This window comes from Saccharopolyspora montiporae, assembly GCF_015209505.1.
GTDB classification, from domain to species: Bacteria; Actinomycetota; Actinomycetes; order Mycobacteriales; family Pseudonocardiaceae; genus Saccharopolyspora; species Saccharopolyspora montiporae.
This window is the reverse complement of the sequence record NZ_JADEYC010000012.1, coordinates 89,817-106,859: the sequence shown is the minus strand read 5'-3', so window position 1 is coordinate 106,859 and position 17,043 is coordinate 89,817. Positions and strand designations below refer to the sequence as shown.

The 17,043-nt window shown below is 70.9% G+C and carries 18 protein-coding genes; all 18 read left to right on the top strand.

The features are described from left to right. Positions 1 to 177 precede the first annotated feature (177 nt). The 18 genes from IQ251_RS07980 (at position 178) to whiG (ending at position 17,029) form a co-directional block, all read left to right on the top strand. Positions 178 to 1,917 carry a DEAD/DEAH box helicase gene (locus IQ251_RS07980; protein WP_193927825.1) on the top strand — a complete coding sequence of 580 codons (1,740 nt, stop codon included), beginning with the start codon at positions 178 to 180 and terminating at the stop codon, positions 1,915 to 1,917. Positions 1,918 to 2,061: 144 nt separating this feature from the next. Further along, positions 2,062 to 3,621 carry a signal recognition particle protein gene (gene ffh, locus IQ251_RS07975; RefSeq protein ID WP_193927824.1) on the top strand — a complete coding sequence of 520 codons (1,560 nt, stop codon included), beginning with the start codon at positions 2,062 to 2,064 and terminating at the stop codon, positions 3,619 to 3,621. After that, positions 3,618 to 4,691: an amidohydrolase family protein gene (locus IQ251_RS07970; protein ID WP_193927823.1), complete on the top strand. Its 1,074-nt coding sequence runs from the start codon at positions 3,618 to 3,620 to the stop codon at positions 4,689 to 4,691. The genes ffh and IQ251_RS07970 overlap by 4 nt, the downstream gene beginning before the upstream one ends. Before the next feature lie 53 nt (positions 4,692 to 4,744). Then, on the top strand, positions 4,745 to 5,584 hold the full coding sequence (locus IQ251_RS07965) for a CPBP family intramembrane glutamic endopeptidase (RefSeq protein WP_370591265.1): 840 nt from the start codon (positions 4,745 to 4,747) through the stop codon (positions 5,582 to 5,584). Between the two features lie 159 nt (positions 5,585 to 5,743). After that, the gene (locus IQ251_RS07960) at positions 5,744 to 6,502 is read left to right on the top strand and encodes a CPBP family intramembrane glutamic endopeptidase (RefSeq protein WP_370591264.1); all 759 of its coding nucleotides are present in this window, start codon (positions 5,744 to 5,746) and stop codon (positions 6,500 to 6,502) included. A 210-nt stretch (positions 6,503 to 6,712) separates the two neighbouring features. After that, complete coding sequence (rpsP, locus tag IQ251_RS07955) at positions 6,713 to 7,153, top strand: 30S ribosomal protein S16 (RefSeq protein ID WP_193927822.1); 441 nt, start codon at positions 6,713 to 6,715, stop codon at positions 7,151 to 7,153. Continuing rightward, on the top strand, positions 7,150 to 7,389 hold the full coding sequence (locus tag IQ251_RS07950; RefSeq protein WP_193927821.1) for an RNA-binding protein: 240 nt from the start codon (positions 7,150 to 7,152) through the stop codon (positions 7,387 to 7,389). The genes rpsP and IQ251_RS07950 overlap by 4 nt, the downstream gene beginning before the upstream one ends. Positions 7,390 to 7,397: 8 nt before the next feature. Next, entirely contained in the window at positions 7,398 to 7,940 is a 543-nt protein-coding gene (rimM, locus tag IQ251_RS07945) for a ribosome maturation factor RimM (RefSeq protein ID WP_193927820.1), read from the top strand. 106 nt (positions 7,941 to 8,046) lie between these two features. Beyond that, positions 8,047 to 8,838, top strand: a complete 792-nt coding sequence (trmD, locus tag IQ251_RS07940) for a tRNA (guanosine(37)-N1)-methyltransferase TrmD (RefSeq protein WP_193927819.1) — start codon at positions 8,047 to 8,049, stop codon at positions 8,836 to 8,838. A 194-nt stretch (positions 8,839 to 9,032) separates the two neighbouring features. Next, positions 9,033 to 9,389, top strand: coding sequence for a 50S ribosomal protein L19 (gene rplS / locus IQ251_RS07935; RefSeq protein ID WP_193927818.1), 357 nt, complete (start codon positions 9,033 to 9,035; stop codon positions 9,387 to 9,389). Between the two features lie 232 nt (positions 9,390 to 9,621). After that, complete coding sequence (gene lepB, locus IQ251_RS07930; protein ID WP_370591263.1) at positions 9,622 to 10,545, top strand: signal peptidase I; 924 nt, start codon at positions 9,622 to 9,624, stop codon at positions 10,543 to 10,545. Positions 10,546 to 10,547: 2 nt separating this feature from the next. Continuing rightward, the gene (locus IQ251_RS07925; RefSeq protein WP_370591262.1) at positions 10,548 to 11,306 is read left to right on the top strand and encodes a ribonuclease HII; all 759 of its coding nucleotides are present in this window, start codon (positions 10,548 to 10,550) and stop codon (positions 11,304 to 11,306) included. 33 nt (positions 11,307 to 11,339) lie between these two features. Then, on the top strand, positions 11,340 to 11,663 hold the full coding sequence (locus IQ251_RS07920; protein ID WP_193927817.1) for a DUF2469 domain-containing protein: 324 nt from the start codon (positions 11,340 to 11,342) through the stop codon (positions 11,661 to 11,663). 284 nt (positions 11,664 to 11,947) lie between these two features. Then, positions 11,948 to 12,349, top strand: coding sequence for a YraN family protein (locus IQ251_RS07915; RefSeq protein WP_193927816.1), 402 nt, complete (start codon positions 11,948 to 11,950; stop codon positions 12,347 to 12,349). Beyond that, a complete protein-coding gene (locus tag IQ251_RS07910; RefSeq protein WP_193927815.1) occupies positions 12,350 to 13,870 on the top strand; it encodes a YifB family Mg chelatase-like AAA ATPase in 1,521 nt (506 codons plus the stop codon). Continuing rightward, entirely contained in the window at positions 13,870 to 15,000 is a 1,131-nt protein-coding gene (dprA, locus tag IQ251_RS07905) for a DNA-processing protein DprA (RefSeq protein WP_193927814.1), read from the top strand. The genes IQ251_RS07910 and dprA overlap by 1 nt, the downstream gene beginning before the upstream one ends. A 105-nt stretch (positions 15,001 to 15,105) precedes the next feature. Beyond that, positions 15,106 to 16,077 (top strand): tyrosine recombinase XerC, encoded by a 972-nt coding sequence (locus IQ251_RS07900; protein WP_193927813.1) that lies wholly within the window; start codon positions 15,106 to 15,108, stop codon positions 16,075 to 16,077. Continuing rightward, complete coding sequence (gene whiG / locus IQ251_RS07895; RefSeq protein ID WP_228046349.1) at positions 16,052 to 17,029, top strand: RNA polymerase sigma factor WhiG; 978 nt, start codon at positions 16,052 to 16,054, stop codon at positions 17,027 to 17,029. Before IQ251_RS07900 ends, whiG begins: the two co-directional genes overlap by 26 nt. Positions 17,030 to 17,043: the final 14 nt, after the last annotated feature.

Genomic DNA, 17,043 nt, shown 5'->3' with positions numbered 1-17,043 from the left:
GCTGCGGGTGACTGGCGACAGGTGTGGGTCCAGGTGAGCGCGGTTCGACGCACGCGGTCGGCTCCCGGTGCAGTGCAGCCGGCCAACCGCCGGACTCCCGGACCACGAGCGGCAACGATCCGCGACCGCGACCCATCAGCCTCCTGACGACCCCTGGCGAGGAGACCCGCTTCCAGCATGCCGACATTCGACGAACTCGATCTCGATCCGCGCGTCCTTTCGACCCTGACCGAGATCGGGTACGAGACGCCTTCCCCCATCCAGGAACAGACCATCCCGCTGCTTCTGGAGGGCCGGGACGTCCTGGGCCTGGCGCAGACCGGCACGGGCAAGACCGCGGCCTTCGCGCTGCCGGTGCTCTCCCGTATCGACGTCGACGTGCACCGGCCGCAGGCCCTGGTGCTCGCCCCCACCCGGGAACTGGCCATCCAGGTCTCGGACGCGTTCCAGACCTACTCGGCCAACATGCCCGGGCTCAACGTGCTGCCCATCTACGGCGGCCAGAGCTACGGCCCGCAGCTGGCCGGTCTGCGGCGCGGTCCGCAGATCGTGGTCGGCACCCCGGGCCGGCTGATCGACCACCTGGAGAAGGGGTCGCTGGACCTGTCCGCGCTCAAGCACCTCGTGCTCGACGAGGCCGATGAGATGCTGCGGATGGGCTTCATCGAGGACGTGGAGAAGATCCTGCAGTCGGTGCCCGCCGGCCGCCAGGTCGCCCTGTTCTCGGCGACCATGCCCACCGGCATCCGCAAGATCAGCCAGTCCTACCTCAACGATCCCGCCGAGATCTCGGTCAAGACCAAGACCAGCACGGCGACCAACATCACCCAGCGCTACGTCCCGGTCCGCGGCACGCAGAAGCTGGAAGCGCTGACCAGGATCCTGGAAGTCGAGCCGTTCGACGCGATGATCGTGTTCGTGCGCACCAAGCAGCTCACCGAGGAACTCGCGGAGAAGCTGCAGGCGCGCGGGCACAGCGCGCAGGCGATCAACGGCGACATCGCCCAGCCGCAGCGCGAGCGCACCATCGGCCAACTCCGGGACGGCCGCATCGACATCCTGGTGGCCACCGACGTGGCCGCTCGCGGGCTGGACGTCGAGCGCATCTCGCACGTGTTCAACTACGACATCCCGCACGACACCGAGTCGTACGTGCACCGGGTCGGCCGCACCGGCCGCGCCGGGCGCAGCGGGCAGGCGATCCTGTTCGTCTCCCCGCGCGAGCGCAACCTGCTGCGGTCCATCGAGAAGGCCACCCGGCAGACCATCGAGCAGATGGAGCTGCCGTCCGTGGAGGCGGTCAACGAGCGGCGGCTGGCCCGGTTCTCGGAGACCATCACCCGCACGCTGGCCGCCGACGGGCTGGACGTGTTCCAGGAGCTGGTGCGCAACTACGAGCGCGAGCACGGCGTTCCCGCCGAGCAGATCGCCGCGGCCCTGGCGAGCATGGCCCAGGGCGACCGGCCGCTGCTGCTGGAGCCGGAGCAGATCGACCAGCCCGCCGCGTCGAACTTCGAGCCGCGGTCCGCGGACACCGAGACCTACCGGGTCGAGGTCGGCAGGCGGAACCGCGTCACGCCGCGGGCGCTGGTCGGCGCGCTGACCAACGAGGGCGGCCTGGCCAGCAAGCACATCGGGCACATCGACATCCGCAACGAGCACACGCTCATCGAGCTGCCCGCGGGCCTGCCGGACGACATGCTCGGCAAGCTGCGCGGCACCCAGGTGGCCGGGCGCGGTCTGCGGATCAGCCGGGCCGATGGCGAGGTCATCGCGCGGCGCCCCCGTCGCACCGGTGGCGGCGGCCGGGACGGCAACCGGGACAAGTCGCGCCAGCCGCGCAAGGGCCAGCAGCGCGCACCGCAGCCCGCTCGGGGTGGTGCGGGCAAGCGCCGCGGGGACTTCACCCGCAGCTGAGCCTCGGAGCTGACCGGGCGGAACCGCAGGACGCCGGACCGGACGGGCCAGACCCGCCCGCGTCCGGCGTCGGGTGGTTTCCCCGGCCGGTTACCCTTCGGCTAGGTACTCAGGTTCATCCACGACTCTGGAGCCCGTGATCCCGTGTTCGACACTCTTTCCGACCGGCTCACTTCGGTCCTGACGAACCTGCGCGGCAAGGGTCGGCTCTCCGATGCCGACATCGACGCCACCGCGCGGGAGATCCGCATCGCCCTGCTCGAAGCAGACGTCGCGCTTCCGGTGGTGCGCAGCTTCATCAAGGGTGTCAAGGAGCGGGCCAAGGGAGCCGAGGTCTCGCAGGCGCTGAACCCGGCGCAGCAGGTCGTGAAGATCGTCAACGAGGAGCTGGTGGGCGTCCTCGGCGGGGAGACCCGGCGGCTGGAACACGCCAAGAACCCCCCGACGATCATCATGCTGGCGGGTCTGCAGGGCTCCGGTAAGACCACCCTGGCGGGCAAGCTGGCGCGCTGGTTCGCCGAGCAGGGGCACACCCCGCAGCTGGTGGCCTGCGACCTGCAGCGGCCGAACGCGGTCAACCAGCTGCAGGTGGTCGGCGAGCGGGCCGGCGTGTCGGTGTACGCGCCCGAACCGGGCAACGGCGTCGGAGACCCGGTCGAGGTCGCGCGCAGGAGTATCGACGAGGCCCAGCGCACCCAGCACGACATCCTCATCGTCGACACCGCGGGCCGCCTCGGTGTCGACGAGGAGATGATGAAGCAGGCCGCCGACATCCGGGACGCGGTCGAGCCCAACGAGGTGCTGTTCGTGCTCGACGCGATGGTCGGGCAGGACGCGGTCAACACCGCCGAGGCGTTCCGCGACGGTGTGGGCTTCTCCGGCGTGGTGCTCACCAAGCTCGACGGCGACGCCCGCGGTGGTGCCGCGCTGTCGGTGCGCGAGGTCACCGGCCAGCCGATCCTGTTCGCCTCCAGCGGGGAGAAGCTGGAGGACTTCGACGTCTTCCACCCGGACCGGATGGCCAACCGGATCCTGGGCATGGGCGACATGCTCACGCTCATCGAGCAGGCCGAGCAGGCGTTCGACGCCGAGCAGGCCGAGCAGGCGGCGGAGAAGCTGGGCAGCGGGCAGCTGACCCTGGAGGACTTCCTGGAGCAGATGCAGGCGGTCCGCAAGATGGGGCCGCTGCAGAACCTGCTGGGCATGCTGCCGGGCGCGGGGCAGATGAAGGACCAGCTGGCCAACTTCGACGAGGGACATCTCGACCGGGTGCAGGCGATCATCCGCGGGATGACCCCCGCCGAGCGGGCGGACCCGAAGATCATCAACGCCTCGCGCAGGCAGCGCATCGCGCGCGGTTCCGGCGTGCAGATCAGCGATATCAACGACCTGGTCAACCGGTTTTTCGAAGCGCGCAAGATGATGCAGCAGATGGCCGGGCAGTTCGGCGGCTTCGGCGGCGGTGGCGGCGGCACCAAGTCGAAGAAGGGCAAGAAGGGGAAGAAGGGCAAGAAGGGCAAGGGCGGCCCGACCCCGGCCAAGGGCATGAAGGGCATGCCCGGCGGGATGCCGGGACTGCCCCCCGGCGGGATGCCCGGCGCGGGCGGCGGCCCCGACCTGTCCAAGCTCGACGGCGGCATGAACGAGCTGCCTCCCGGTTTCGACCCCTCCAAGCTCAACTTCGGTAAGAACAAGAAGAAGTGACCGCGCTGCACCTGCGCGGGGTCGTGCTGCCCGCGGACGAGCAGCGCGACCTCTGGATCAGCGACGGCCGGATCAGCCACGAGCCGGTCCCGGACGCGGAGACCGTGTTCGACGGCGGCTACCTGCTGCCCGGTCTGGTGGACGCGCACTGCCACGTCGGCATCGGCCCGCAGGGGCCGGTGGACCTGGCCGAAGCCGCGGTGCAGGCCGAAACCGACCGGGACGCGGGAACTCTGCTGATCCGCGACTGCGGCGCGCCGATCGACACCCGCCCGTTGCAGGAGCGCGACGACCTGCCGCGGATCCTGCGCGCCGGGCGGCACCTGGGTCGGCCGAAGCGCTACATCCGATACCTGTCCGATGAGCTGGAGCACGAGGAGCTGCTGCCGGGAGCGGTCGCCGAGCAGGCCGACTACGGCGACGGCTGGGTCAAGCTCGTCGGGGACTGGATCGACCGCTCCACCGGCGATCTGGCCCCGCTGTGGAGCCGGGACGTGCTCGCCGAGGCGATCTCCACCGCGCACGAGAAGGGCGCGCGGGTCACCGCGCACGTGTTCGGTGAGGAGGCGCTGCCGGACCTGCTGGCCGCGGGCATCGACTGCATCGAGCACGGCACCGGCCTGACCGACGGGACCGTGCGGACGATGGCGGCGCAGGGCACGGCGCTCGTGCCCACGCTCATCAACATCGAGAACTTCCCCGGGTTCGCCGCGGAGGCGTCGAAGTACCCGGATTACGCGGCGCACATGACCGCGCTGTACGAGCGCGGCGACCGGACCGTCGCCGAGGCCGTCGAGGCGGGCGTGCCGGTCTACGCCGGAACCGACGCGGGCGGCGGTATCGCGCACGGCAGGCTGGTCGACGAGATCGCCGCCCTGCAGCGGGTGGGCATGTCGGCGCACGCCGCGATCGGCGCAGGAAGCTGGAACGCCCGCGAATGGCTCGTCGGCGACGGGCTGGCGCACGGAGCTTCCGCCGACCTGGTGTGCTGCACGGCCGACCCCCGCCGCGACCTCGGCGCGCTGCGCCACCCGGAACGGATCCTGCTGCGCGGTCGCGTGGTGGCCTGATCACCGCGAGCCTCGTCCGTTCCGCCTACGCTGGGCGGGTCGAGAGGAGCAGCGTGGACGAAACGGAGGGGGCCGGTTCGGACGAGCGGCCCGCGGACCGCTCGGTGCCCGCGCAGCACAGCCGGCCGACCCGTCCGGTGGCCGATGCCGAAGGGCGTGAACTGCATCCGCGGTTCTGGGAGGGCCAGTTGGAGGCGGCGCGCCGCGGCTCGCTGGCCTGGGGGTTTGCCGCGTTCTTCCTCGGCTACGGCGGCTACTACCTCGTCGGGCTCATCCTCAGCGCCGTGAGCCCGGAGCGCGGCCAGGGATTCGACCCCGCCGCGCCGCCGCAAACCGGTCCGCTGCTGCTGATCGCCTTCGCGCCGAACGTTGTGCTCGGTCTGGTTCCCGCGGTCTTCTCCTGGTGGCGGGGGCGCGGGCTGCGCTCGGACTTCGGTATCCGGCCCACGCTGCGTGACTGGAAGGTCGGGCTCGCTTGCGGTGGGCTCGCGCTGCTGGGGTCCTGGACGCTCTCGCTGATCATCATCGCGGTGTCCGGTCCGCTCCCCGAGTCGGAGCTGACCCGGCTCATGGACGGCGAACGCACCGTCTGGCTGTTCCTGTTCGCGCTGTTCGCCTTCCTCGGGGCGCCGCTGACCGAGGAGTTGCTGATGCGCGGGGCGCTGTGGGGTGCGCTGGAGCACTACCGCATCCCGCGCTGGACGATCCTGGTGCTGACCGCGTTGGTCTTCGCGCTGATCCACCAGGAGGACTGGCGGCTGCCGGTGCTGTTCCTGGGCGGTATCGCGATGGGCATGGCCAGGATGATCACCGGTCGCGTCGCCGCGAGCATGATCGCGCACGCCACGAACAACTTCCTGCCCGCGCTGCTGCTGTTCGCCGTCGCCGGGTGACTCGGCAGGTCGCTCGGCCAGGCGGACTTTGGGGTTCCGGGCTCGCCGACCGGGGTAGTCTTGCGCACCCGCCGGTGCTGATCGTCGCGCGCTGACCGAACTTCGGCGGGTCACGCAACGCCGGATCCGGTCCGGCCGCCCGGGCACGCGGAGGCGCTCGTGAACGCAGCACACCCGCCGGAACCAGCCGGGAACGTCTCCGGCGCGCATGCGCTGCTATCCCCGCCGCCCCACCGGCGCACGCACCGGTGGGGTCTGGGGGCGTTCCTCCTGGTGCAGGCGCTGTTCCTGCTGGTATCGGTGCTGCTGGCCGCGGGTTTCGGCAGCCCCGGCGCGCTGTCGCTGGTGGTCACGCTGGTGCTGCCCACCCTGGTCGCCGGCGGTGCGGCGGTGCTGGTGACCCTGGTCCGCGGCAACGGGCCGCGTGTCGATTTCGGACTGCGCTGGCATTGGCAGGACGTGCGCACCGGGCTGGCCATCGGCGGGGTCGGGCTCGTGTCCACCATGCTGGCCACCACGCTGTGGATGCGCTGGATGGAGCCGGGCGACGCCGGTTCCGCGGTGAGCGGTCTGCTGGCCGGTGTGCGGTTACCCCCGGCGCTGGCCGTGCTGATCTTCCTGCACATCTGGCTGGTGGCGCCGGTGTGCGAGGAGCTGGTGTACCGCGGGCTGCTCTGGGGTGCGATGGAACGGATGCGTTGGAGCCAGCTCAACGTGTTCGTGCTCAGCACCGCGATCTTCGCCATCGGCCACCTGGAGCCGGAACGCACCGCGCTGCTGCTCGTGGTGGCGATCCCGATCGGTGTGGCGCGCATGGTGACCGGCAGGCTCACCGCCAGCGTGGTGGCCCACCAGGTGAACAACTTCCTGCCCGCCCTCGGATTGCTGCTGATCTCGCTGGGCCTGCTGCCGGGCTGAGTCGTGTGCGCGGCGGCGGTTCGCGCGGGCCGATGGGGGAGGTCGCGGACGTGGCGACCTGCGGGGTCTGGCACAATGAGTGGCTGTTCGCCGTGCGCGGTCCCTCTCACCGTGCGGGGCGTTTTGACGTACGAGCATTCCATCCGTCACCCCACGCGGCTTGGCCTGCTCGCCGAGGCACTAACGAGAGTCTGAGGAGCACCAGCACCCGTGGCTGTGAAGATCAAGCTGGCGCGGATCGGTAAGATCCGCGAGCCGCACTACCGCATCGTCGTCGCCGACGCCCGCACTCGCCGCAACGGCCGGGCGATCGAGACGATCGGGCAGTACCACCCCAAGGAGACCCCGAGCCGCATCGAGGTCGACTCCGAGCGGGCCCAGTACTGGCTGGGAGTCGGCGCGCAGCCGACCGAGCCGGTGCAGGGCATCCTGCGGGCGACCGGTGACTGGCAGAAGTTCCACAACCTGCCGGGTGACCAGGGCTCGCTCAAGCAGCCCGAGGCCAAGAAGACCAAGCAGGAGCTGTTCGAGGAAGCCCTCGCCGCCGCGGGCGACGAGCCTTCGCCGCAGGCCACCACCCAGAAGAAGAAGGGTGGCAAGAAGGCCGAGGACAAGGCTGAGGAGCAGCCCGCCGAGGAAGGCCAGGCGTGACAGTCGCGGCTGACGCGCTCGAACACCTGGTGCGCGGGATCGTCGACAACCCGGACGACGTTCGGGTGCAGTCGGTCACGACCAGGCGCGGAAGCACCCTTGAGGTGCACGTCCACCCGGACGACCTGGGCAAGGTGATCGGCCGCAGCGGGCGTACCGCCACTGCGCTGCGCACCGTGATGTCCGGCATCGGGGGACGCGGCATCCGCGTGGACGTGGTCGACACCGACCGTTGAGCGCGAACATGTCCGAGCAGGATTCCGGTGCCCTCGCCGTCGGCCGCGTGGTCAAGCCGCACGGCATCCGCGGGGAGCTCGTGGTGGAGGTGCTCACCGACAGCCCCGAGCTCCGCTTCGCGCCCGGCTCGGTGCTGGACCTGCAGTGGCGCACCGGTACGCCCGGTGCGCGCCGGATCACCGTGGCAGCCGCCCGGCCGCACGCCGGGCGGCTGCTGCTGCGCGCGGAGGAGGTCGACGGGCGCGACGCGGCCGAGGACGTGCGGGGTGCGGTGCTCACCGTCAGCGCGGACGTGCTCGAACCGATCGAGGATCCGGACGAGTTCCACGACCGGGACCTGGAGGGGCTGCGCGTGCTGACCACCACCGGCGAGCAGGTTGGTGTGGTGCGCGACGTGGTGCACACACCGGCCGGTGAGCTGCTGGCGGTGGACGCCGGTGAGCAGCGCGAGGTCCTCGTCCCGTTCGTCGGTGAGATCGTGCCCGAGGTCGACGTGCCGGGCGGGCACCTGGTGGTGGACCCGCCGGAAGGCCTGCTCGACCCGAGCTGACGCCCGTCCCGAGCCGCCTTGCCCCGAGCTGGCCTGCCCTGAGCCGGCCAGCATCCCGGGGCGGGTGTGGCCGTCCCCTCGACCATCCCGGATTCCTGGACAGCCGATGCGCATCGACGTGCTCACGATCTTCCCCGACTACCTGAACCCGCTGCGCGAAGCGCTGCTGGGCAAGGCAATCGAGCAGGAGCGGATCTCGGTCGGCGTGCACGATCTGCGGGATTTCACGCACGACGTTCACCGCTCGGTGGACGACAGCCCCTACGGCGGCGGACCCGGCATGGTAATGAAGCCGCAGGTCTGGGGCGAGGCGCTGGACGCGGTGGTCGGTTCCGACGAGCGGCTCCCGCGGTTGGTCGTGCCGACCCCGGCGGGCCGGCCGTTCACCCAGGACACCGCGCGGCGGTGGGCCGAGGAACCGTGGCTGCTGTTCGGCTGCGGGCGCTACGAGGGCATCGACCAGCGGGTCATCGACGACGCGGCCGAGCGGATGCCGGTCGAGGAGGTCTCGATCGGCGACTACGTGCTGGTCGGTGGCGAGGCGGCGGCGCTGGTGATGATCGAGGCCGTGACGCGGCTGCTGCCCGGTGTGCTGGGCAACCCGCTCTCCGCCGAGCAGGACTCGTTCTCCGACGGGCTGCTCGAAGGGCCCTGCTACACGCGTCCCGAGGTGTGGCGGAATCACCCGGTGCCGGACGTGCTCCGCTCGGGTAACCACGCCGCGGTGGACCGCTGGCGGCGGGACCAGGCACTGGTCCGCACCGCGCGCCGGCGACCCGATCTGCTGCGCGGACTGCCGGAGGGGACCCTGGACGCGGCTGACCGCAGGTTGCTGGATACACTGCAGGAGTCGGAGCATTCCGACCAGTCCCGGGAAGCCGGAGACGCGGAGCGCTGAACCCCCGCACAGGGGTCGGTTTGGGCGCCCGAAAGCGGATCTGGCACACTGGAACGGTTGTTGCCGCCGGAAGGAAAATGATCCGGCGTGCTCAAGAGGCAGTTCACCCCCGTGTCAGGCGGTGCCCAGCGGATGTTGGGCCATCGGCATGCGAGAACACGGGTGCCATCGACACGGATGAGGACGGACCACCGATGAACACCCTGGACGCGCTCGACGCCCAGTCGCTGCGTTCTGACATCCCGGCCTTTCGGCCCGGCGACACGCTCAAGGTCCACGTCCGCGTCATCGAGGGTTCGCGGGAGCGGACCCAGGTCTTCCAGGGCGCTGTGATCCGCCGCCAGGGCGGTGGCATCCGGGAGACCTTCACCGTGCGCAAGGTTTCCTTCGGGGTCGGCGTGGAGCGGACTTTCCCGGTCCACACCCCCAACATCGCCAAGATCGAGGTCGTGGCGCGCGGTGACGTGCGACGGGCGAAGCTCTACTACCTGCGCGACCGGCGCGGCAAGGCGGCGAAGATCAAGGAGAAGCGGGAGACCGCCGCTTCCTGACGCCGCCGTGCACGACGGCGCACCGGCCCGGGTACTGCTGCGTACCCGGGCCGATTCGCGTTCCGCCCACCTTCGAGTGATCATCGATGCTCGCACGAGCTGCCGGAAAAGCCCGATTGGGCCGGGATGTGCCGCCGCGAGTGGTGAAACTCCTCGTCACCGGCCTGGTGTCGCCGATGTTTCCGCCGGGGGAGCGCGTGGGGTCCGCGTGCCGTTCCAGTAGCCTGGCCGGGTGGCCGACGTCATGCGCTCCACCGGACCAGAGGAAGAGCCCCAAGGGTCGCAGTACCCGGGCGGTGCTGCCGAGGAGCCCCGGCGGCGCTCCCGACGGGGCAGAAGCGGGGATGGCAAGAAGGGCTCGTTCTGGCGCGAACTGCCGATCCTCATCGTGACGGCGCTCGTACTCACCGTGCTCATTCAGGCGTTCGTGGCGCGGGTGTACGTGATCCCGTCGCAGTCCATGGAGGAGACGCTGCACGGCTGCCCCGGGTGCAACAACGACCGGGTGCTGGTGGACAAGATCAGCTACCGGTTCGGTGACCCGAGTCCGGGGGACGTCGTGGTGTTCCGCGGTCCGCAGGCCTGGGGGCAGAACGAGTTCCAGACCCCGGAGACGACCAATCCGGTCGTCGGCTTCTTCCAGCAGGTCACGTCGCTGCTGGGCTTCGGCGCGCCGGACGAGAAGGACTTCGTGAAGCGTGTCGTGGCGGTGGGCGGCCAGACGGTCGAGTGCTGCGACACGCAGAACCGGGTGCTCGTGGACGGCGAACCGCTGAACGAGCCCTACATCCACTGGGAGCCGGGCCGCGGCGTCGGTCAGGAGGAGTTCGAGTCGGTGACCGTTCCGCCCGGGCACCTGTGGGTCATGGGGGACAACCGCAACGATTCCGCCGACTCGCGCGTGCAGGGCGGCGGCGGTCCCGCCGGTGCCGTCCCCGTCGACAACGTGATCGGCAAGGCGCAGGTCATCGTGCTGCCGCCGACTCGCTGGCAGAACATCCCCGAGCCGGATCCGCAGGCCCAGGCGCTGGCTGCGCCGGGCTGGCAGGCAGGGGTGCCGCTCGGCGTCGGGGTCGCCGCGGCGTTCCCCGTGGTGCGCGCAGGCCGTAAGCTCGTCGGTGAGGCAACTGACCGACGTTCGCAGGAGCTGCACTGACGGTGACGGCACGGCTGGCGGGTGTCCGTCCGCCACGGACGGTGATTCGCCGCAGCAGTGGCAACTGGGCGCTGCAGAGCGCGCTCGACAGGAGGGGGCTGGGCCCGGTCGCCGGGGTCGACGAGGCCGGGCGCGGGGCGTGCGCAGGCCCGCTCGTCGTCGGAGCGTGCGCGCTCAAGCCGGGCGATGGGCGGCGCTTCGAAGGGTTGACGGACTCCAAGGTGCTCACCGGGAGCGAACGGGACCGGCTGTTCGACACGATCACCCGGCGGGCGCTGAGCTGGTCGACCGTGGAGATTCCGGCTGACGAGGTCGATGCGCTGGGGATCCACGTCGCGAACCTGGAGGGGATGCGTCGCGCGGTGGCCCGGCTCGGCGTGCAGCCCGGCTATGTGCTCACCGACGGGTTCCGGGTGCAGGGGCTGTCTTCGCCCAGCGTCGCCGTGGTGAAGGGTGATCTCGTGGCCGCCTGCGTGGCGGCGGCATCCGTGTTGGCCAAGGTCACCAGGGACCGGTTGATGTCGGAGGGCTTGCACCGCCGGTTCCCGGGCTACGGGTTCGACGAGCACAAGGGCTACAGCACCCCTGTGCACTCGGCGCGGATGGCCGAGCTCGGCCCGTGCGAGGAGCACCGGTGGTCCTACGCCAACGTCGCCGCCGCGGCCAAGGAGCACGGCATGCGCTCCCCGCGGACGGTCAGCAGCAAGCCCGGTTTGTTCGATGCTTCGCAGGGGGATGTGGTGGACAATGGGCCGTTGTAGTCCGTACGGCAACGCAGAAGGGCTCGCACAGCGATGAGCGCCGAGGATCTCGAGAAGTACGAGACCGAGATGGAGCTGCAGCTCTACAAGGAGTACCGCGACATCGTCGGTCAGTTCACTTACGTCGTGGAGACCGAGCGGCGCTTCTACCTGGCCAACGCAGTGGATGTGCAGGTCCGCAACTCCGACTCCGAGGTCTACTTCGAGGTGGCCATGTCGGACGCGTGGGTCTGGGACATGTACCGGCCTGCGCGGTTCGTGAAGAACGTCCGGGTCATCACCTTCAAGGACGTCAACGTGGAGGAGCTGGAGAAGTCGGAGCTCCGCCTCCCGGAGGATGGGCCGTTCGGTAGCTGATTCGCCGTCCGCCGGGTGTGCGGGCGGGCATTCGATTCGAGTTGTTCTGCGGCTCGAATGGTCATCGACCATTCGAGCCGCTTTTTTGTTGTCCGGACGCTTTTCGCTCGTGGTTGTCCACAGCGCGGGGAATTGTCCACAGATGTGCGTGTGCTCCCTGGTGGACTTCGGCGGCGCCGGGCACGTTGGTGATCGAGGTCGCTGGTGCGGCCGAACTGGAAACCGCTCCTCGTGCGCTGCCCGGTGGCAACGCGCCTGGGCGGCAGGGACCAACGGGAGGACACGTGCGCAGGGAACCTGTCATCGGGACGTTGTCCGATGACGACACCAGGGGGCGGCGGCACGCCCTCGGCGTGCATGCAGAACGACTCGCCGCGGAATTCCTGGAGACCACCGGATTGACCATTCTCGATCGGAACTGGCGCTGCGAACTGGGGGAACTCGACATCGTGGCAACCGACGGCGACACCGTCGTCTTCTGCGAAGTCAAAGCGCGCTCCGGGCCTGATTACGGGGGGCCGCTGGCGGCGATGACGCGGGACAAGACCAACCGGATTCGCACCCTCGCGCGTTCGTGGCTGGGGAGCAGGCAGCTGGTGGGCTGCCGGGTGCGCTTCGACGTGGTGTCCGTGCTGTGGCCACCGGGCCGGCGGGCGCGCATCGAGCACTTGGCGGGGGTGTTCTAGATGGCGCTCCGCAAGACCTGGGCCGTTGCGCTGGTCGGTGTCGACGGGGTGCTCGTCGAGGTCGAAGCCGATGTCCGCGGCGGCGGGCTGCCGTCGGTGCAGCTGCTGGGTTTGCCTGACTCCGCCTTGCAGGAGTCGAAGAACCGCGTGCGCTCGGCCATCGAGAACTGCCGGGAGCAGTGGCCGGCGACCTGCGTCACGTTGGCGTTGTCGCCTGCCGCCGTACCGAAGACCGGCACCTCGTTCGACCTCGCGCTGGCATGTGCCGTCCTGGCCGGTGCCGAGCACGTACCGCCGCAGCGGTTGGCGGGCACGGTGCTGTTCGGCGAACTCGCGCTCGACGGGCGTATCCGCCACGCCGACGGGCTGCTGCCCGCGTTGGTCGCGGCCCGGGAGGCCGGCGTGCGGTGTGCGGTCGTGCCCGCAGCGGGGTTGGCCGAAGCCGCGCTCGTCGAGGGGATGGACGTGCGCGGCGCCGAGCACCTCAGCGACGTCATCGCCTGGTTGCGCGATTTGGCGGAGCTGGAGCGCTGCCCGGCCCCGAACCAGCAGGTGCCGCCGTCCGTCCCGCCCGCCGACCTTGCCGATGTGCGCGGGCAGCCGGAGGCGAGGTTCGCTCTGGAAGTGGCGGCGGCCGGCGGGCACCACCTGCTCATGGTCGGCCCACCGGGTACCGGCAAGTCGATGCTGGCCAAGTGCCTGTGCGGTTTGCTCCCGGAACTGACCGGGCAGGACGCGCTGGAGGCGACGACCATCCGCTCGGTGGCCGGCGACCTCCGGTCCGATCCCGAGCTCGTGCGCACCCCGCCGTTCGTGGCTCCGCATGCCTCGGCGTCGGTGCCGGCGCTGATCGGCGGCGGTTCGGGGATGGCGAAACCCGGTGCGATCAGCCGGGCCCACCGCGGGGTGCTGCTGCTGGACGAGGCGTGCGAGCTGGGCACGCAACGACTCGAGGCCTTGCGCACGGCACTGGAGGAAGGCGAGATCCGGCTGGCCCGACGGGACGGCACGCTGCGCTACCCGGCTCGGTTCCAACTGGTGCTGGCTACCAACCCGTGCCCGTGCGCGCCGGCCCGTGAGATCGATTGCCAATGCCCGCCGCAGGCGCGGCGCCGCTACCTCGGCAAGCTGTCGGGTCCGCTGCTGGACCGGGTGGACCTGCGCGTGCACATGCGACCGATCACCGCGTTCGCCTTGCGCGGCGGGGCGGAGCCGGAGACGACGGCGGCAGTGCGTGAACGGGTGGCGCGGGCCCGCATCGCTGCGGCCGCGAGGTGGTCCGAGCACGGTTGGCGGACCAACACGGAGGTGCCCGGACCGGTTCTGCGCAGGGATTTCGCATTGCCGCCGCGGGAGACCGCGCTGCTCGACCGCGCTTTGGAGTCCGGTGCCGTCACGGCGCGCGGTGCCGACCGGTGCCTGCGCGTCGCGTGGACGCTGGCCGATCTGGCCGGGGCGGATCGGCCCGATCGGGAGCACGTGGCCACCGCGTTGGACTACCGGGATCGGAGGGCGGTCTGATGTCGGCCTCCGAGCAGGTGCTGGTGGACCGCGCCTACCTGTCCGCGGTGGCGGAACCGCCCGCGGTTCGACTGGCCGGATTCGTCGCGGAGAAGGGTGCGGTCGCGGCCGCCGAGGCGGTGCGCTCTGCGCGCGAACCGGCCGAGGTCGCCGACGAGGTCGCCGCGCGCCGTCGGCATGTGGACGGGGCGCTGCTGCTCGACCAAGCCGCGCGCAGTGGCGCCCGGCTCGTGGTACCCGAATCCGCGGAGTGGCCCGCAGCTCCGATGGCGGCGCTGGCGGGTGCGCGCGAGGTGGGCCTACCCGGAGTGGCCGAACCCTTGGCGCTGTGGGTCCGGGCGGGCGCTGTCGCGCCTGCGCTGACCGAACCGGGCGTGGCGGTGGTGGGGGCCCGGGCGGCCAGCGGCTACGGGGAGCACGTCGCCGCGGAGTTCGGCCACGGGCTCGCAGCAGCCGGGTTCCCGGTCGTGTCCGGGGCCGCGTACGGCATCGATGGGGCCGCACACCGCGGAGCGCTCGCCGCGGAGCGCACGACCGTGGCCGTGCTCGCCTGCGGAGTGGACGTCGACTATCCGGCCGGGCACGCGAGGTTGCTGCGCGTCATCGGCCAGTGCGGAGCCGTGCTCAGCGAATACCCGCCGGGAACACGGCCGCGCAAGCACCGGTTCCTGGTCCGCAACCGGCTGATCGCCGCGTTGGGGACAGCCACCGTGGTCGTGGAAGCCGGGGCACGCAGCGGCGCGGCGAACACGGCGCATACCGCCGACCTTCTCGGTCGGCACGTCCTGGCGGTGCCCGGCCCGGTGACGGCGGTGAACTCCGTCGGTTGCCACGAGCTGATCCGTTCGGGCGGGGCCGTGTTGGCGACCGGTGTGCCCGACGTGCTGGAAGCGCTCGGTCGGTTGGGCGTATCGCCGCCTGCGGCAGCCGAGTCCGCCGAACGGCGAGGAGACGCGCTGCGCCCGGAGGTGCGGCGACTGCACGACGCCCTACCGGTGTCCGGGGCCGCGCCGGCCGAGGAGCTGGCGCGGGATTCGGGGCTGCCACTGCACAAGGTGCGGGCTCTGTTGCCCGAGCTGGAGCTGGACGGCGCTGCCGTGCGCTGCGAGGGAGGCTGGTCCGCCATGTGAACATCGGTTCGGTCCGGCGGCGGTCCGTTTCGTCGCCGACGAAATGATCACCGGTAGGCGTGGCGATGCTTGACCAGTGGCGGTCCAAGGACGAGCGTCGACGGCATGGCCCGTTCGCACTCCGCCGGTCGACCACGACCGGACCTGCGGGCAGCTCGGTCGCACCTGCCCGAGCCCTTCGCTGCCGCGGTCGACGGTTTTGAACGGCATCTGGCCTTGGAGCGAGGACTGTCCAACCACACCGTGCGGGGATACGTCGGTGATGTGGTGTCGCTGCTGAGCGGCCTGCCGGGCCCGGGGGATCCGGTGCTGGCCGGGCTGGACGTCACCGCGTTGCGTCAGTGGCTGTCGAGCCAGCTCGACGGCGGGGCGAGCCGTTCGACGCTCGCCCGTCGAACCGCGTCCGCGCGGGTGTTCACCGCATGGGCGGTGCGTTCCGGTCTGCTCGCGGTCGATCCGGGGCTGCGGCTGGCGTCCCCGGCCACACAGCGCGATCTCCCCCCGGTGCTGCGCACCGATCAGGCCGATGACGCCCTGCATGCCGCGGCGGCGGGGGCTCAGCAGGAGGACCCGGTTGCTCTGCGTGACCACGCGGTGCTCGAACTGCTCTACGCCACCGGCGTCCGAGTGGGCGAGTTGTGCGGACTGGACGTGGACGACGTCGACCGGGAGCACCGCGTGGTGCAGGTGGTCGGCAAAGGGGATCGGGAGCGCACCGTCCCCTTCGGCGCACCGGCCGACGAGGCGCTGCAGAAGTGGCTGGCTGGCGGAAGGCCGCTGCTGTGCGGCGACTCCTCGGGGGCGGCGCTCTTCCTCGGCGTGCGCGGGCGGCGTTTGGACCAGCGCGCGGTGCGGCGACTCGCGCACGACGCAGTGGGCTCCGTCCCCGGGGCCCCGGACATCGGACCGCATGGGTTCCGCCATTCGGCGGCGACCCATTTGCTGGAAGGCGGTGCCGACCTCCGTAGCGTTCAGGAGTTGCTCGGTCACGCTACGCTCGCAGCGACCCAGCTTTACACCCATGTGACCGTCGAACGGCTGAAGGCGATTCATGACCGAACCCACCCGCGCTCCTGACCAGGTCAGGAGCGACTCCGATGAGGTGGCGGCGGGGAAGAACGCGCAGTCCGCCGCGCTGCGGGTGAACGCGTCCAGCGGCTCGACGAACGGGGTCACCGACGATGGCGGTGCTCACCCGAGCGGAACACTCCCGCCCGGTGCGGCGGACGCGGCGTTCGGCGGGCACGCCAACGGCGATCAGCGCCGGGCGGACGAAGTCGAAGCGGGCATCGTGGCGCTGTGGCAGGCGTTCGGTGAACGCCGGGACCAGGAATTGCGCGACCGGTTGGTACTGCACTACGCACCGTTGGTGAAGTACGTAGCCGGGCGGGTCGGGACCGGCCTGCCCTCGCACGTGGAGGTCTCCGACCTGATCCAGTCGGGCATCTTCGGCCTGGTCGACGCGATCGAGAAGTTCGAGCCCGAGCGCGGGCTGAAGTTCGAGACGTACGCGATGCAGCGGATCCGTGGCGCGATCCTGGATGACCTGCGTGCCCAGGACTGGGTCCCGCGCTCGGTCCGCAGCCGCGCCCGCGACGTCGAACGGGCGTTGGAGCGCCTGGAGGCGAAGCTGCAGCGCACCGCCACCGACGTGGAGCTCGCCGACGAATTGGAGCTGTCCGTCGAAGACCTGCGCGAACTGTTCGCGCAGCTGCAGATGACCAGCGTGGTCGCGCTCGACGACCTGATCGGGGCCGGTTCGTCGCAGGCGTCGCTGGCTGAGACGCTCGCCGACGACAGCGCGGAAGATCCGGTGACGGCCCTGGTCGACCGGGACAGCCGCAGGCAGTTGGCCGAAGCGGTGGAACGGCTCAGCGAGCGCGACCGGGTCGTGGTGACCCTCTACTATTTCGAAAACCTGACGCTCGCCGAGATCGGGCGAGTGCTGGGCGTCACCGAGTCCCGAGTGTGCCAACTGCACACCCGAGCCGTGCTGCGTCTGCGCAGCAAGCTCACCGAGCAGACCTGAACCGGACCAGCGGG

What these genes read in the sequence shown, in the direction of transcription:
- IQ251_RS07980 (WP_193927825.1), top strand. Translation starts at nt 178, where the DNA reads ATGCCGACATTCGACGAACTCGATCTCGATCCGCGCGTCCTTTCGACC.
- rimM (WP_193927820.1), top strand. Translation starts at nt 7,398, where the DNA reads ATGTCCGAGCAGGATTCCGGTGCCCTCGCCGTCGGCCGCGTGGTCAAG.
- trmD (WP_193927819.1), top strand. Translation starts at nt 8,047, where the DNA reads ATGCGCATCGACGTGCTCACGATCTTCCCCGACTACCTGAACCCGCTG.
- rplS (WP_193927818.1), top strand. Translation starts at nt 9,033, where the DNA reads ATGAACACCCTGGACGCGCTCGACGCCCAGTCGCTGCGTTCTGACATC.
- IQ251_RS07920 (WP_193927817.1), top strand. Translation starts at nt 11,340, where the DNA reads ATGAGCGCCGAGGATCTCGAGAAGTACGAGACCGAGATGGAGCTGCAG.
- IQ251_RS07910 (WP_193927815.1), top strand. Translation starts at nt 12,350, where the DNA reads ATGGCGCTCCGCAAGACCTGGGCCGTTGCGCTGGTCGGTGTCGACGGG.
- dprA (WP_193927814.1), top strand. Translation starts at nt 13,870, where the DNA reads ATGTCGGCCTCCGAGCAGGTGCTGGTGGACCGCGCCTACCTGTCCGCG.
- IQ251_RS07900 (WP_193927813.1), top strand. Translation starts at nt 15,106, where the DNA reads ATGGCCCGTTCGCACTCCGCCGGTCGACCACGACCGGACCTGCGGGCA.
- whiG (WP_228046349.1), top strand. Translation starts at nt 16,052, where the DNA reads ATGACCGAACCCACCCGCGCTCCTGACCAGGTCAGGAGCGACTCCGAT.